This window comes from Nostoc sp., from assembly GCF_036917555.1.
GTDB lineage: Bacteria > Cyanobacteriota > Cyanobacteriia > Cyanobacteriales > Nostocaceae > Nostoc.
Genome location: NZ_JBALDD010000050.1, coordinates 16,677 through 32,778, shown reverse-complemented (window position 1 = coordinate 32,778; position 16,102 = coordinate 16,677). Strand labels below are relative to the sequence as shown.

Sequence of the window (16,102 nt, the reverse complement as noted above, 5' to 3'; positions counted from 1 at the left end):
TAGTCAGTTTGTGTCCTGATGATTATGACTTCAAGCGATGTCATCTCAATTCCGTAATCCTGTTGAAAATTTTGCTCCATTCTACATTGAATACTATTGTCAAAGAGGTAGATAGGGGAGAAAACTCCTTACTATCTACCTCTTTAACCTTAGTTTTCTATTCAAACTATTTTTGCAGCCAGACCGATATTGAACCACCAGGACATGGGAAATTTCCCCATCCGTCGTTATTGGTGTGAATGATATCGTTTATATGTCCTGTGGCATCGTAAAATTCCTGATTGGGTCGGAACACGTTCATCCACTTGTTCCCTGGTGAGCTATTGGTCAGCACTACAGCCATTGCACCCGGATATTCCCTAGTACCCAAGCGCGTCCAACCGATAGTATTGGGATGGTCAAAGTAATCATGCTGGTCGCCAAAACCGTATTCTCTACGCGCTTTCAAGAACTTGTCAATCAAGAAACGGTGAGAGTAAAGGGTATTATCACGTCCTTTATCTTGATATTGTGCCCCGTAATAATCTGCATAGAAAACGCAAGGATAGCCTTCTTGGCGCAGTAAGATTAGTGCATAAGCTAAGGGCTTAAACCAAGGTTCAACAGGCGACTCTAGGGATTGACAAGGTTGGGTATCATGGTTTTCAACAAAGGTAACAGCTAGGGCAGGTTGTTCTTTAACTAGAGTTCTATCGAAAATCGATCGCAGATCGAAACTACTACCCTGGCTACTAGCTTGGTGAAACTTGAAATGTAGAGGCACATCAAATAACGACAAACGCCCATCACTAGAAGTAATATAACCGTGTAAGGCATCGATATCTTGAGACCAGTACTCACCAACGCTAAACAGTTCCCGCTCACCAAAATGAACTCGCAGGTGATTTAACCAATCACGGAAAAAAGTGGAGCGGATATGTTTAACAGCGTCAATGCGAAAGCCATCTACCCCTGTGGTGTCAACAAACCAACGCCCCCAATACATTAACTCACCCCGCACGAGGTCGTTACCTGTATCCAGGTCGTTGGCCATTAAATAATCATAGTTGCCATGTTCGTGGCTAACTTCCGTCTCAAAATGTTTATCTTTAAGGCGGTAGAGCTTGTCTGCCCTTTTGGTATCTGCATTATATGATAATGAATCAAAGCACCACCAATACCACTTCATACTAGAGTACTTATCTCCACGACCAGAAAAATTGAACTTTGTATAAGCTCCAATTTCGTACCAATCGCTGACTGGACGGTTGCGGTCATTCCAATCCATTTCTTGGGCCGAGATGCGTTCTATTTCATCCCCACCATCTTTGTGGTTGAAAACCACATCGGCATAGATTTGAATACCTGCACGCTGTGCCGTTTTAATCGCCCTTAAGTATTGCTCGCGTGTTCCATATTTTGTCCGAACAGTATTTTTTTGATCGAACTCACCCAGATCAAACAAATCGTAGACTGCATATCCAACATCCCATGTTCCACCACTGCCCTTATAAGCTGGCGGCAGCCATAAGGCAGTGAAGCCTGCATCAGCTAGCTCATTGGCTGTTTTATCCAGCTTGTCCCATAACGTACCATCATTGGAGATGTACCAATGGTAATACTGCATTATTACGCCGTTGGTCATGCGATCGCCTTTGTAGAATCTTTGATTTATACAGATTTCTGTCAGAAATCTCTGATGCTAGGATATGTTACTTTTGTCACACATCCTAACTTCACCCGAATTTATTTAGGTTTCAATAACGACTTCACAAAGAGCAATTACGAATTAGTGGGACAGGATAATTGCTGATTTGCCTTGACAAGGTTAGTGAACTCCTGCAAAGTTTGATGATACTTTTCTTCAGCTACCCAGAATAAATCGTTATAATTTGCCTCTTCAACCCACAAATAAAGTTTTGGAGAACAATTTCCGCTTAAGTTTTCCTGAGAGTGTAGCGCGAGCCGATGTATCTGTTAGCAATCTAACTGATGTAGATGTTACTGCTGAAGGCGGTGGTGGTGTCCAAATACAAAGCAGGCGCGTTACATTCGATAGTTCAGAAATTGCGGTTAATACCGTAGTCTCAAAATCGGGAGGAACATTAGTAGTGAACGCATCAGAGTCAGTAGAACTCTTGGAAAGAAGCCGTCTGTTGACTGAGACAACAAGCTCTGGAACTGCCGGAGAATTAAGGATTGAAACTGGGCGGTTGATTGTTCAAGATGGTTCGCAGATTTCAGCCTCCACTGCTCCACAATCTACAGGAGGTGGAGGAATTTTGTTTGTCAACGCAAAAGACTCTATCCAACTGATTGGAACCTCGTCAATTGGAGAACCTGAAAAACGATCTAGTGGCTTGTTTACTGTAACGCAAGGTACTGGAAATGCCGGAGAATTGAAGATTGAAACTGGGCAGTTGATTGTTCAAGATGGAGCGCAGGTTTCAGCTTCCACTATTACTCAGGGAAGGGCAGGAACGTTGTCTGTTACCGCAGACTCTATCCAACTCATTGGAACTTCGGCAATAGGTAAACCCAGTGGCTTATTTGTTTCAACTACATCTGGTGGAGATGCCGGAAACTTAGAGATAGAAACTGGGCAATTGATTGTTCAAAAAGGAGCAGGAATTTCAGCTTCTACTTTTAGTGAGTCTACTGGACAGGGGGGAAACATCATAGTTAAAACTGGAGAATTAAATGTTTTAAATAACGCTGACATAACTGTGAGCAGTCAAGGTACAAAAAAGGCAGGTGATTTGGAAATTACTGCTCGTTTTATCAAATTGGATGACCAAGGTAAGCTCATTGGGCAAGCTAACTTCGGTGATGGCGGCAATATTACGCTAAACTTGCAAGACTTATTGCTACTGCGCCGCAACAGTGAGATTTCTACCTCAGCAGGCACTAAAGGGGCTGGTGGAAATGGTGGTAATATCATCATCAATGCCCCTAATGGCTTTATTGCCGCTAAACCAAATGAAAACAGCGACATTACCGCCAATGCCTACAATGGTAATGGGGGAACAGTCAAAATCAACGCTACTAAAATTTTTGGAATTGCCTCACTAACTAGCGAAGACCTTAAAAGGTTGCGCCCTAATGATCCAGATTCAGACCCGCATAAACTTCAGACAAATGATATTACAGCAATTTCTCAAACAAGACCTGATTTAAGCGGCATTGTAGAAATTAACACGCTCAATATTGACCCTTATCGAGGATTAATTAACTTACCAGCCGTACCAGTCAATACTCAAGTGTCGCAAGTCTGTCAGGCGCGTACAGCACAAAATCAAAGCAGTTTTACGATCGCCGGACGCGGTGGCTTACCACCCAATCCCAGAACCGAACCCCTTACTCCTGATGCAGTTCAACTAGATTGGGTAACTCTCAACCCAAAGGGGGAAAACCACTCTAGTACAAATGTTTCAAATCAGGCAAATAGTTCCAGTCCAGCGCCAATTGTGGAAGCGCAAGGGTGGGTGAGAAATACTAAAGGTGAAGTTGTACTCACGGCTGATGCGCCCACAGCTTTGCCTCATAGTTCCTGGCTTACTCCTGCTTCTTGTTTCTAAGAAACCAGGTTATACCGTTTCCAACTAAAAAATGAATAGTTAGTAGAATTCAGTGAATAACTTTTAGTAGAAGATGACCAAATCCCTCATAACTACCGCACAGTAGTTGGAGGGATTTACGATCTGTTATTTTCCAAAAGGTAAAAAAGGGCTATTCTTTCTAGCTAATTGCTTTCTTTTTCTTCAGCCATATTCCCAATAAACCAGCAGTAACAACTATTCCTCCAATAGTTGATGGCTCAGGCACAGGTTTTACACTCACATTATCCAAGTATAAGAATCCATATTTATCCCAATCCCCAAACTTTAACTCTGTGGATAATGCATCTGCCGTGAAATTGAACTTATATTGCGTGTATGGTTGAAAAGAAATGTCTTTTTGATCAAAAAGCTTATTTCCACCTACAAACGTCTGAAATTGATTATCAAGGTCAGGGGCTTCATCTATAGATGCTAAATAGTAACTAAGTTCGTATTGCTGACCAGGTTGTGTAGAAAGCGTTTGTGATATATAGCTGAGGTCTATAAATCCACTAAGTGATAAGCCCTGATTACCACTATTATGCTGAGGAAAATTGCTGATTCTTATCCCTGATATATCCATCGGATTGCCAGCCTTAGTCCAGTCTGTAATATTCGGATTTGTAGCGTTGGAATTGTTAGGATCTAAAAGGGGATCGAGTTCAAAGCTTCCGTTTTTAACAAGTTCTGCCGCTTGTACTGCTGCATTAGAGGTATTAGTAATTACAGCAGTGCTAATTAAGGTAGTAGTAAAACTAAAAACAATAATTGAGAGTTTTTTAGTGAAGTTCATAAAAGTTGACTCAAAATAATTCTAAATTACGGCAATTCAAACAAGGTGATAGTTACATTATATGCTGGCTCTAATTGGTGTCAAGAAAAATCAACACTTTATCCAGGTTGATAAAAGTTAGTTATTCACCATAGATTATCTCTCGATAAAACGATGATGGAGTTTTTTAATCAGATGAATTTAAGTGGCATTCTCAAGACTATAGAGCCAGATATCGCTTGGAATTTTAAGAGAGTGAGGGTTACGCTCTGTGGCTTATTCACTCCCAGGAGCGTCACTCACATACAGAGTTTTGCCCTAGTTGATCTATAGATTTGAAACTCACATCATCCAAATATAAAAATGCATACTTGGCTCTGGAAGCAAACCTGATCTCGGTGGATGTTTCTTTGGCTTGAAAATAAAACGTGTATTGTGTGTAGGGTTGGTAAGAAGTATTTTTTTTCGTACAAACCGGCTTTTCACGTATAAAAGCCTGAAATTGATTATCTAGGTCAGGTGCTTCCTCTGTTGATGCTAAATAGAAAGTAAGTTTGTAGTATTGATTAACGACTGTAGGCACATTCTGTGATATATAGCTCAAGGCGGAAAATCCACCAAGCGATAAACCTTGGTTCCCAGTGTTAGGAAAATTGTCAATTCTAGTACCTGATGTATCTACCGGATCGCCATTTTTAATCCATCCTGTAATATTAGGATTTGTAGCATTGGGATTATTCGGATCTACAAGAGAATCGTTTTCAAATCCCCCGTTGATAATTCGTTCTGATCCATCTGCTTGTGCTGCTGACTTATAAGTATTGGTAATCACAGCAGTATTAAGGAGAGCAGTAGTCAAACTACAAAAAATAATTGACAGTTTTTTAGTGAACTTCACAAGACATAACTCCAAATAGTTCAAAATTCACGACAGCTAGTACTTGATTGATTTTCTTTGTGGTGATTAAGGCAAGATAAACCCGTAAGTATTTTTGAAGGTATTCTGGGCAGTAGCACCACTTAAGTAGGTAGAAAAACTCTGTGCTGTCGATAAAACTGTAGTTCTGGTGAGTATACCCAGTGGATAGACAATCGGATCGCTCTCTGTTGTTAGAGCAGTTTCTACGACTCTTACCTTGTTAGAAAGGGAAGCATCGGTTTTGTAAACAAAACCTGCATCAATGGTGTGACTATTTAGGGTTTTATTTTCAACAGCAGTTAAGACGTTACGCACATTGCTAGCAAGGTATAATTTAGGACTAACGGTAGTGAAAATCCCTCGGCTAGTCAGAACTTGTTTGGCATAATTTCCTGCTGGTACAACTGGTGGAGTACCTGTGTAATCACCTATAGCAATACCAGTAATGTTGGCGTTGGTCAAACCATTGATGGTAGTCAGAGCCGCACTACCAGCACTAACAGGAGCTGTCGTCGGAGCTATCAAAACTAGACGGTTTTTGACAACGTTTTTACGGCTACCTGCTACTATTTTGCTTGGGCTTGAATTCTGCAAGACATCCAGTTGATCGGTGGCAGCAGAAATGAAAATATCTGCTGGTGCTCCTGCTTGTATTTGACTAAGTAAAGTACCAGAAGCACCAAAGGTATAAACAACGTTGACACTTGGGTTAGCACTTTGGTACTGAGTCTTAATGTCATTCAGCGCGTTTGTTAAGCTGACAGCCGCATACACATTAAGTGTAGTTGCAGAGTTGGCTGGCGAGAAATTGACAAACTGAGAGCCTATTACCAGCATCATGCTGGTAACTGCCGTAGCAATCCAAGCGATAAGTCTTCTTCTGTTCATGAAAGTCATAGTTTGGGGAAAATATTACCTAAAAGTCTCTTTGTTGACATACCTGACTTACGCACAGGCGACAGAAATACCGACCACACAGAAGGTAGAGGATATAGATAAATGGGACTTAGAGAAGGTTTTGGCGTAAATCTTACGCATCATAAATTGTGGAAATCAACGGCCCGGCCAATCACAATTGCTAAAAGCATTGGTGTAATGGGCCGTTTATTATTTCCAAGTGGAATTACACAAACAGCGAGTGAAATGTATTTAGTGATGCAATAATATCAGTTAAATATGATTCTTACCAACTTTTTTGGTCAATAAATCCTGACAAAAAGCTAATGCAAGTATATTTAAATTCTCTAAAAACCTTGATTTGTCTATCTAGAATGGATTCTGCTACAAAGTTTTCCGATTGCTCCTAAATATCTAGAGCTTTATTTATACCAACTAAATACTTTCAATCATCTGTTTAACTAACTTTGTTGGTATTTAAAGTGCTGCTACTGACAATCTTTTGATGCGATCGCCTCTACCACTGCATAAAAAAATCGTGAGCGCATCCAGCAGTGCTAATAACTCATCCGCCTAGACGATGTACATATAATTCTTTATTTGTATAAAAATATATATAAACTTTTATAATATCAATAAAAAATTTGATTTTACATACGCCTAATGATAGATAGATTTTATTGAATAAATAGTTTAGATTTGTAACAAGTTACACAGAACAAAGTAAAACACATGGCCAACATAATTGAGACTGCCACTAACAATGGTTCTTTCACGACACTAGTTGCAGCAATCCAAGCAGCTGGTCTGGTAGATACACTTAAAGGCCCTGGGCCATTCACCGTCTTTGCACCCACCGATGAAGCGTTTAACAAGCTTCCAGCAGGTACTGTAGACGCATTACTGAAAGATACTGCAAAGCTCAAGAAAATCTTGACCTATCATGTTGTTTCAGGCAAGGTACTGGCTGCTGATGTAGTTAAGCTGAAGACAGCTACAACAGTTGAAGGTTCAGATGTAAAAATTGACGCTTCTAATGGCGTTAAGATCAATGATGCAACAGTTGCAACAGCAGATGTTGCTGCTGATAACGGTGTTATCCACGTCATTGACACAGTTTTGATTCCTGCATAACCAAACGTCAGAATAGCAAATGCTATTTCTGGGGTGGCGACTACCTATAGTCGTTTCTTCATTACAGTCTGGTTGAATGTTTTTTAGTAAACATCAACTATCAACAAATCCATCTAGATTCTGTCTAGATGGATTTGTTGTTTTATACGTGTAAAAATGTTGCAATTGCTAATTTCTCTTCATTAGCTGTAATCAAATTTTTAGTTTTGCCAAACCCAAATAACGGATACCTTCGGGGGAAATGTCAAAACGGCAAGGTAAGACTTCTAAACCGAGAGCGATCGCATCCCGTAATAATTTACCATATACAGGATCTGTGCGATCGCTAGGGGAGAACTCGATACAATCACCGCGATTGATAAAGTAAAGCATCACCGCACGAGTTAAAGGTAACAACGCCATCAGTTCTCGCAAGTGCTTTTGCCCTCTTGTAGTCTCCGTGTCAGGAAATAGGGCTAATCTCCCCTTAGACAAAGTTGTATTTTTTACTTCTAAATAAATCGGGCGTTCCTCATCACTCCCTGTCAAGAAAAAATCTACTCGACTTTTTTTATCTAGCCCATAAACCACCTCGCCCTTGATTTGGCTATAGTTACCCAATTCTGGAAAAAGATATTTCGCCAAAGCTAGCTTTACCACCCGATTGGGCAAAAAAGTATTTATGCCTACCCAAGTCGGCTCATTGTCATGTACTTGAATTAGTTCTAAAGTGTAAGCCAATTTGCGGTTAAGATTATCGCTTTTGGAAAGCTGTACCGCACTTTGAGGTGTCGATACTCCAGTCATTGGCCCTGTATTGGGACAGTGTGCTGTCACTATTTCGCCAGAAGTAAGTTGAACGTCAGCAAAAAACCGCTTGTAACGCTTGAGTAAAATACCGGGATACAAACGCGGGTAACGGTAAAGCCAATCTATCATTATTGAACCTTGTTGCTGCTTGTAAATATACGTTGATTTTTTGCCCACCGAACCCATATCTGCAAATCTTTTCAGCAGCGACTCCGCCCTGTGACAGAATTTGAGCAACTTCCTATATCATAGATTGTCAACTTTTGTAGTTAAATTGACAACATAGTAATAAAAAGTAGCATATACTAAATATTACAAGCCTCCCATAAAAAACTGGGAGATATTTCAACGTGCAAGGAGGTAAATCCTATGCAAAAGGTGTGGACAGCAACGGAATTAGAATATGCTTTTCTATTTACTCTCAGAAAGGTAAATTCCATCAGTCTAGAAGGTTTCAAGCCATTTTTTAGTAGTATGCCTCTTGACCCTTATATCAAAAACAATTATCGTTCTAGAAGATTATCTCGGTTCACAGTCTCTGGAAATCAGTTAATCAAATTACCTCATGGCGTCTTCTTTCAAAGTAAAGAGTATAATCGATTAGCGGGTGACACAAAAAGAGAGTTTGCAGAATTAGATGATGCCCTCATAGAACTTGATATTTTCAAAAATCTTGTTTTGGCATTTAGTGATTCTTGTAAACTTCATCCTGAAGCTGAAATCGGAGTTCATCAAATTAGAATTAGTTGTTCTCCAGAGAATTTTGGTAATCCAGCACCTGAAGGTATCCATCAAGATGGCACTGATTTTATTGGCATATTCTCAGTAGATAGAGAGAATATTCAAGGTGGAGAAACACATCTGTATACTGCCAAAAAAGAAAAGCCTGTATTTAGTAAAATTCTAAATCCGGGAGAACTCCTATTGGTTAATGACCATGAGTTTTTCCACTACGCCAATCCTATAAAACCACAAACTGAGGCTCAAGGAAATTGGGATGTTTTTGTTCTGACTTCTCCCAGCTTGCTTTCAGAATAATGTTAGTGCGAGAATTCAGCACCCAAAAAGCAGAAGTCAAAATAAATCCAGTATTATTAGTATATTGATTTCCAAAATTTCCTGCTGATTTTTGAACTATTCTGACTCCTAAATTCTGAATTCTAGTTAACCATAAATATTTTACAATCTACGAGATATGGGGAATTGAATGTAGTCATTTCCCCAATTTTTTATTGGTAATTGGACAGAATAAATCTGATAATGTTTTATTCAACTTGATAGCTAAAGTTTCCATGTCAATTAATAAATATATAATTTTTTCTATAGTTATATCAACTGGAATCATAACTGTAGAAAATACATAGCCACAAGCTGCTGAATGTCATAATAAATTTGATTAGTGATATTTCCACTAAACTGAACTCCAAAATCTGGATGTGTACAATATTCCATTTATCAAAAGTTAGGGTAGTGTGTTGGTTTTATTTCACAAAAACTATGAAATATACTTAAAATATGAAGATGAGTGGATAGATTAGGCTACGAAACAAGTCTGCTGGAATTCAATTAACTGAATTAACCAAAAAATGTCATGAATGACGAATTCTACAATAGAGGATTGGAAAAGGCTAGGCGAAAAGATTATGCAGGAGCAATTGAGGAATTTAACCATGCTTTACAACTGACACCTTACTTTAACGAAGCTTATTTGCAACGGGGTTTAGCACATTATGACTCAGGAGCAATCCTGAAAGCTGTTTCAGATTATACCGAAGCCCTGAAGCTGAATCCTGAGAGTGTCGAGGCATATTATTGTCGGGGACTGGCTAGGGTAGCGCTGAAAAATTTATCGGGGGCGCTAGACGATGTTGAACGCGCGATTCGTCTCAATCTCAATTATGCTGCTGCTTATAATCTGCGGGGAATGGTGCGGCGCAAACAAGGTTATATTCAAGATGCGATCGCTAACTTTAAAAAAGCTGCTGGGTTATATCTAGAGCAACAAGACAAAGAGAATTGTCGTCTTTGTCTAGAAAGAATTAAACAGCTACAACCTAAAGAATTACCTGCCCTTGAGGAATCGCGTTCCACTAATGCGCCAATTTTATCCACCAATGATTATTTCACGCAATTATTAGAAAAGGCCGAAAAGGGAGATACCCAAGAGGCACTAGCCGATTTAAACTGGATATTAAAAGCCGATCCGCAAGATGCCCAAGCTTACTGCTGTCGTGGGGTTGTGCGTTGTAAAATCGGGAATTATCGAGAAGCGATCGCAGATTTTAATCAAGCATTACGACTAAATTTTCCAGATGCGATTGTCTATCGCAACCGAGGTAAAGCACGTTCTGTCTTAGGAGATCATCAAGGTGCGATCGCCGATCTTAACCAAGCACTCCAGATGCAACCCGAAGATGTCTTAGTTTATATTGCCAGAGGTAATGTCTATCGGGCAACGGGCAATTATCTCGGTGCAATTCAAGATTACACGCAAGCGTTGCAAATTAATTCTGATGATGCTCAAGCTTACTACAATCGCGGCATTGCCTATACTTGCTTAGAAGAAATACAAAACGCCGTGGAAGATTATCAACGGGCGGCAAGTATCTTTTGCGAACAAGAAGACTGGGAAAATTATCAACAAGTCTTAAGTAGCCTAGAAAAAATTCAGAAATTTAGTCCAGAGTCAAAAAAGCAAAAATATCACCTGCTACGTCAGCGACTTTTACGAATGGTTGGGGGATACTGGGAAATTGCCGAACGATTGATTCAGCAAAACCAGGATTACCATCCTGGGATGTCAGACGAGTGGTATTTGCAAAAAGTGATTGATGATTTAGAACGCGATCGCAATAGATAAAATATAAATGCCACTACAAATGTAAAATCACCCGTACATTATTTACACGGGTGAAAATGCGGGCGATCGCTTGTTATTTTTGAATAAAACTAAACGTACCCTATATTAAGCACTGTTTCCAAGTTTAGTGAGAAGTGCGACTTTGACGGCGGCGGCGTAATCCAAACATACCAACTGCTCCCACCGCAAACATTGATAGAGTAACAGATGGTTCAGGAACGGTAGCACCAATTAAAGCTTTAACATTTGCCTCACCGACATCAAGAACGACGACAACATCATTAAAGTCGCGATCAGAACCTTCGTTCCACTTACCAGTTGCAGAATCTACCCCTGAAGCGTGTAAACCACCGTATAAATCCTCGAATGCCAGGAGGATGTAGTTGTTGTAAGCATAAGCAACTGCGTGCTGTAGTCCGTCAGCGTTAGAGGCAGTATCAGTACCAAAGATATTGGCAGATTTACCACGGCTTAAACCATCAGCTCTCAACCAGAAGTCTAGTTGAGTACCTGCGGTAACATTACCAACTTTGACTCCATCACCTAGTTTTAGTGCGTTACCGCCCCAGCCACCAACACATCCAGTCCCTTCACAAGAAATATCATTAAAAAGCAGCCCAGACTTCTTAGTAGTTCCTGTAGCTTCAAAGGCTAACTGGTTTCTATAACCTGCACCCTCATTAATAAAGTAAACAGAAACATCGTGGTCATATTTTAGGTTTAATTTACTGGGGTCTAATTTAAATTGTCCGCTGTTTGGAAGAGCAGCGCTTTCTGCTTGGACAAATTGTTGAAAAGGAGCGTCATTAAAACCAGTTTTAGACTTACTATATACAGTTGATTGAGTCCAAGAGCTATTCCAATTAAAATCAGCAGCAGATGCAGTTTCTACTTTGGAAATTAATCCGGTCAAGGTAGCTGTAGCGGCAATCAAAGCTGTAAATAAATTAAGTTTCATATTATGAACCATTAAGTAGGAAAAACAATTTAGATAATGCTTTTTTAGCAGCTATCTTTCTTCGCTTGTCTCTTACTTCTAACAGCTATTATTCTGCGAAGTCAATCTGTTTTTTTACTTTTACTAATAGGTTTAAATAGCTCTTTATTTAAAGTATATCTACTGAAAAAAGACTATTGGTGATTGGATATTACACTGTTATTATTACCTACTAATTAACCTGATATAGGATAAAAGTTTAATGAAGAAGTTATACTTTTTATGAAAATAAGATGTGCAATTTCTTTAGTGACAAGCTAAAAGCTTAATCTATAAAAACTTTTATTTAAATAAGGTAGATAAGTAATAGTGCGCTGTCATCCGTATCAACTGAGCCAAGGCTTAGTTAATACGCGACTATACAAGCAGAGTTTATCTCCGTACTTACGTTGGGAAACGTAGTAATCTATCAAATCAATGAAACCTAGGGAAAGAAATTTAGTCTTTGTTTTAAGTACTCAAGTGCTTACTACGTACTACGCTTTCGTTGGCTTGATTAACTAATAGTCTGTCAAAATCGACTTCCGTATTGTCAGAATCTAGAAGTTATCCCAAGGATGGGAGACAATTTAAGGGGGTTGTACCTGAAAATGACAGTCTTTGCTTAGACTTGATGAATATCTTTTAAGGTTAAAATAATCAAGCTTTTCCAGAGCTACATTCCCCCTTTCACAGATAAAATCTATATATGAACGCTACACAAGAAAAACTAAAAGCTCAGGTTGAGCAGGCTTTAATCGCAGCTTTTGGCGCTGACGTCGCTGGAGTAGATCCAATTTTGGTTCCTGCTAGCAATCTGAAATTTGGCGATTATCAGGCGAATGTGGCTTTATCCCTGAGTAAAAAGTTAGGAAAGCAACCAAGAGCGATCGCAGGTGCGATCGTTGAGAAACTAGATGTATCCGAAATCTGTGAACCGCCGGAAATCGCTGGGCCAGGATTTATCAATCTCAAACTGAAAACAGCATACTTAGAAGCACAACTAAACGCAATTCAAGATGATCCTAGACTGGGAGTTCCAGCTGCAAAAACACCGAAGCGGGAAATTGTGGATTTTTCCAGTCCCAATATTGCTAAAGAAATGCACGTCGGACACTTGCGTTCGACGATTATTGGTGATTCCATCGCCCGGATTTTAGAATTTCAAGGACATGATGTACTGCGGTTAAATCATGTAGGCGATTGGGGTACGCAGTTTGGAATGTTAATAGCCTATCTGCGGGAAGTTTACCCAGACGCGCTTACCACCGCTAATGCTTTAGATATTGGTGATTTAGTCTCTTTTTATCGCAAAGCCAAATTGCGGTTTGATACAGATGAAGCTTTTCAAGAAACAGCACGCCAAGAAGTCGTCAGATTACAAGCAGGTGCAGAAGATACACTTCATGCTTGGAAACTGTTGTGCGAACAGTCGCAGCGGGAGTTTCAAATAATTTATGAATTGCTGGATATCAAGTTAATTGAACGAGGCGAATCTTTCTACAATCCCTTACTACCAGGAGTTATAGAAGATTTAGAAAAGTCTGGGTTACTGGTAGAAAACCAAGGAGCAAAATGCGTTTTTCTGGAAGGGTTTACAAATAGAGAAGGTGAACCTTTGCCTTTAATTGTGCAGAAATCAGATGGTGGTTATAACTACGCCACAACAGATTTAGCATCTCTCCGTTACCGGATTCAGAAGGATGAAGCAAAGCGGATAATTTATGTAACAGACGCTGGACAAGGAAACCATTTTGCCCAATTTTTTCAGGTAGCACGCAAAGCCGGATGGATTCCTGATGATGTGGAATTAGTGCATGTTCCCTTTGGGTTGGTGTTAGGAGAAGATGGTAAAAGAATCAAAACTCGTTTTGGGGATAGTGTGCGTTTGCGGGATTTATTAGATGAAGCTGTTTATCGTGCCCATACTGACCTTAAAACTAGATTACAAGAAGAAGAACGCCAAGAAACTGAAGAATTCATTAATGAAGTTGCTAGAGTAGTTGGAATCAGCGCAGTTAAGTATGCAGACTTAAGCCAAAATCGCACTAGTAATTACATCTTCAGCTACGACAAAATGCTGGATTTTAAAGGTAATACTGCGCCCTATATGCTGTACGCTTATGCGCGGATTCAGGGGATTAGCCGCAAGGGTGATATTAACTTTAAAGAGTTGGGAAACAATGCTGTTTTGTTGGAGCATGAAACAGAGTTAGCGCTAGCAAAATATTTACTTCAACTGGATGAAGTTATTAGTAGTGTAGAGCAAGATTTGCTGCCCAATCGTTTATGTGAGTATTTGTACGAACTGAGTAAAAAGTTTAATCAGTTTTACGATCGCAATCAGGGAGTTCAGGTGTTAGAGGCGGAGGAACCGCAGCGCACATCCCGTTTAGTTTTATGTGATTTGACTGCTAGAACTCTGAAATTGGGACTATCTTTGTTGGGAATTCAGGTATTGGAAAGGATGTAATATTTTTTTAACGCAAAGTGACGCTGAGGTAGCGCAAAGGTACACAGAGTAAGAGTTAAGTTAAAGCTTCTTTGTGTACTTTGGGGTTTTTTAATAAGAATTGCAGGATTTGGAGGCGATCGCTTATGGTACGCACACCATCTAAAAATATAACTTTGGCAGAGTTTCTAATGTTACCAGAAATGAAACCCGCTAGTGAATACATAGATGGACAAATTATACAAAAACCTATGGCACAGGGAGAACATAGCACCATTCAAGGTGAACTGATTATTTTTATTAATGCTATCTTGAAACCCCAAAAAGTTGCACGAGCATATCCAGAACTGCGGTGTACTTTTGGTGGCAGATCAATTGTCCCGGATGTAGCGGTATTTACTTGGGAGAGAATACCTCGCAAAGAAAATGGCAGGGTAGCAAATTTATTTTCAGCAGCTCCCGATTGGACTATCGAGATTCTATCACCTGACCAAAGACAAACGAAAGTTATAAAAAATATTTTACATTGCCTGAATTATGAAACACAAATGGGTTGGCTGATCGATCCAGAAGAACAAACAGTGTTTGTCTACATCCGCAATCAACAGCCACTGATGTTGGATGAACTAGAAGCTTTACTCCCTGTGCCAGATTTTGCAAGTGAGTTGAGGCTGACAGTGGGAGATTTATTTGGTTGGCTGTTGGAGTAAACCCAAGCATATCAAACCGTGACGAATTGAATAAGAAAATACATCAAGTGCAACAGGTTTTATGGGTAGGAATCGGTTGTAAACGGGGAACCTCATGGGAGTTGATTGATTGGGCAGTTGAGAAAGTCTTTCAAGAAAATCAGCTTTTTCCAAGTGCGATCGCAGGTATTGCTACCATTGACACTAAAGCCTCAGAAGTTGGCTTAGTCAAACTTTGTCGCCTCCGCAATTTGCCCTTAAAAACCTTTTCTGCGGAAATCCTTAGTTCTGTCTGTGTCCCCAATCCTGCTACAACTACTGACGATAAAGTAGGTACACCTAGCGTAGCGGAGGCAGCTGCTATGCTTTCAGCCTCTCAACTCACATCGTTGACTGTTTTTCCCTTTACAAACATAGAGGAATTGCAGGTGAAGTTCTTAGTTCCTAAACAAATTTTCCAAATACAAGGGCAACCAGGAGCGGTAACTCTTGCTGTTGCCCAAGCTTTAAATATTAGTATTACAAAAGTTCTCTAATTTTTCTAGTCAACAACTCTCAAAAAATAGTTAATTATGCTAGAAACAATTGCTAGTACAATTGAACCTAACAAAGCAGGTAAAAAGCCCTGAATTTCAAAACCAGAACCAGGAGTTAGGACACTTGCCAGCCAAAGGGCTAAGGCGTTAATCACCAATGTGAATAAACCAAAGGTGAGTAAGGTAATTGGAAACGTCAAAATCTGTAAAATTGGTCTAATAAATGCATTAACTAGACCAATTACAAAGGCAGCGATTAAGGCAGTCACAAAATTCTTGATAAAGAATCCCGGAACGATATTAGCTGTAATGAATAACGCCACCGCAGTACCGAGCCAAGTTAATAAAAAGTGTTGCATAAGTTTTTTTAGAGGAATTAGCAGTAAGTTTAATTAGTTTCACTATTGCCAGTTGTGATTTGTAACACTATCGAGTGTTGTTGTGTTTGACTCCTAAAGTTGCCATCATCTTTTATCAGCCTAAAATCAATGTAATTTTTC

General features: G+C 39.7%; 16 protein-coding genes and 1 pseudogene. 9 read left to right on the top strand and 8 right to left on the bottom strand.

Annotation, left to right across the window (positions count from 1 at the left end):
- Positions 1 to 166 precede the first annotated feature (166 nt).
- Positions 167 to 1,606 (bottom strand): alpha-amylase, encoded by a 1,440-nt coding sequence (locus V7K60_RS19645; RefSeq protein WP_334927512.1) that lies wholly within the window; start codon positions 1,604 to 1,606, stop codon positions 167 to 169.
- On the opposite strand from V7K60_RS19645, the gene V7K60_RS19640 reads away from it, so the two are divergent.
- Both V7K60_RS19640 and V7K60_RS19635 read left to right on the top strand, forming a co-directional pair.
- The gene (locus V7K60_RS19640; protein ID WP_334927511.1) at positions 1,592 to 1,792 is read left to right on the top strand and encodes a hypothetical protein; all 201 of its coding nucleotides are present in this window, start codon (positions 1,592 to 1,594) and stop codon (positions 1,790 to 1,792) included. The genes V7K60_RS19645 and V7K60_RS19640 overlap by 15 nt on opposite strands.
- Before the next feature lie 106 nt (positions 1,793 to 1,898).
- The gene (locus V7K60_RS19635) at positions 1,899 to 3,557 is read left to right on the top strand and encodes an S-layer family protein (RefSeq protein ID WP_334927510.1); all 1,659 of its coding nucleotides are present in this window, start codon (positions 1,899 to 1,901) and stop codon (positions 3,555 to 3,557) included.
- Between the two features lie 160 nt (positions 3,558 to 3,717).
- Here the strand turns inward: V7K60_RS19635 and V7K60_RS19630 are convergent, their stop codons facing one another.
- The 3 genes from V7K60_RS19630 to modA all read right to left on the bottom strand — a co-directional run bounded on the left by V7K60_RS19630 (position 3,718) and on the right by modA (position 6,157).
- Entirely contained in the window at positions 3,718 to 4,371 is a 654-nt protein-coding gene (locus V7K60_RS19630) for a DUF642 domain-containing protein (RefSeq protein ID WP_334927509.1), read from the bottom strand.
- A 274-nt stretch (positions 4,372 to 4,645) separates the two neighbouring features.
- Positions 4,646 to 5,248 (bottom strand): DUF642 domain-containing protein, encoded by a 603-nt coding sequence (locus V7K60_RS19625; RefSeq protein WP_334927508.1) that lies wholly within the window; start codon positions 5,246 to 5,248, stop codon positions 4,646 to 4,648.
- Positions 5,249 to 5,314: 66 nt separating this feature from the next.
- Positions 5,315 to 6,157, bottom strand: a complete 843-nt coding sequence (gene modA, locus V7K60_RS19620; protein WP_334927507.1) for a molybdate ABC transporter substrate-binding protein — start codon at positions 6,155 to 6,157, stop codon at positions 5,315 to 5,317.
- A 111-nt stretch (positions 6,158 to 6,268) separates the two neighbouring features.
- Here modA and V7K60_RS19615 point away from each other — a divergent pair, with 111 nt between their 5' ends.
- Positions 6,269 to 6,433, top strand: coding sequence for a hypothetical protein (locus tag V7K60_RS19615; RefSeq protein WP_334927506.1), 165 nt, complete (start codon positions 6,269 to 6,271; stop codon positions 6,431 to 6,433).
- 465 nt (positions 6,434 to 6,898) lie between these two features.
- Entirely contained in the window at positions 6,899 to 7,300 is a 402-nt protein-coding gene (locus tag V7K60_RS19610; RefSeq protein WP_334927505.1) for a fasciclin domain-containing protein, read from the top strand.
- Positions 7,301 to 7,492: 192 nt separating this feature from the next.
- Here V7K60_RS19610 and sfsA read toward each other — a convergent pair whose 3' ends face one another.
- Entirely contained in the window at positions 7,493 to 8,218 is a 726-nt protein-coding gene (gene sfsA / locus V7K60_RS19605; RefSeq protein WP_334927504.1) for a DNA/RNA nuclease SfsA, read from the bottom strand.
- Positions 8,219 to 8,458: 240 nt separating this feature from the next.
- Between sfsA and V7K60_RS19600 the strand changes: the two genes are divergently transcribed.
- Positions 8,459 to 9,127 carry a 2OG-Fe dioxygenase family protein gene (locus V7K60_RS19600; RefSeq protein ID WP_334927503.1) on the top strand — a complete coding sequence of 223 codons (669 nt, stop codon included), beginning with the start codon at positions 8,459 to 8,461 and terminating at the stop codon, positions 9,125 to 9,127.
- Positions 9,128 to 9,249: 122 nt separating this feature from the next.
- On the opposite strand, the pseudogene V7K60_RS19595 reads toward V7K60_RS19600, so the two are convergent.
- Positions 9,250 to 9,470 (bottom strand): annotated as a pseudogene (locus V7K60_RS19595) (DUF711 family protein); the annotation flags it as partial.
- 210 nt (positions 9,471 to 9,680) lie between these two features.
- Here V7K60_RS19595 and V7K60_RS19590 point away from each other — a divergent pair.
- Positions 9,681 to 10,949, top strand: a complete 1,269-nt coding sequence (locus V7K60_RS19590) for a tetratricopeptide repeat protein (protein ID WP_334927502.1) — start codon at positions 9,681 to 9,683, stop codon at positions 10,947 to 10,949.
- Positions 10,950 to 11,073: 124 nt separating this feature from the next.
- Here the strand turns inward: V7K60_RS19590 and V7K60_RS19585 are convergent, their stop codons facing one another.
- The gene (locus V7K60_RS19585) at positions 11,074 to 11,907 is read right to left on the bottom strand and encodes a DUF4114 domain-containing protein (RefSeq protein WP_334927501.1); all 834 of its coding nucleotides are present in this window, start codon (positions 11,905 to 11,907) and stop codon (positions 11,074 to 11,076) included.
- A gap of 727 nt (positions 11,908 to 12,634) precedes the next feature.
- Between V7K60_RS19585 and argS the strand changes: the two genes are divergently transcribed.
- The 3 genes from argS (at position 12,635) to V7K60_RS19570 (ending at position 15,602) form a co-directional block, all read left to right on the top strand.
- On the top strand, positions 12,635 to 14,398 hold the full coding sequence (argS, locus tag V7K60_RS19580; RefSeq protein ID WP_334927500.1) for an arginine--tRNA ligase: 1,764 nt from the start codon (positions 12,635 to 12,637) through the stop codon (positions 14,396 to 14,398).
- Between the two features lie 125 nt (positions 14,399 to 14,523).
- A complete protein-coding gene (locus tag V7K60_RS19575; RefSeq protein ID WP_334927499.1) occupies positions 14,524 to 15,087 on the top strand; it encodes a Uma2 family endonuclease in 564 nt (187 codons plus the stop codon).
- 47 nt (positions 15,088 to 15,134) lie between these two features.
- Positions 15,135 to 15,602, top strand: coding sequence for a cobalamin biosynthesis protein (locus V7K60_RS19570; protein WP_334927598.1), 468 nt, complete (start codon positions 15,135 to 15,137; stop codon positions 15,600 to 15,602).
- A 5-nt stretch (positions 15,603 to 15,607) separates the two neighbouring features.
- Here V7K60_RS19570 and V7K60_RS19565 read toward each other — a convergent pair whose 3' ends face one another.
- Positions 15,608 to 15,961 (bottom strand): phage holin family protein, encoded by a 354-nt coding sequence (locus V7K60_RS19565; RefSeq protein WP_094347683.1) that lies wholly within the window; start codon positions 15,959 to 15,961, stop codon positions 15,608 to 15,610.
- Positions 15,962 to 16,102 lie beyond the last annotated feature (141 nt).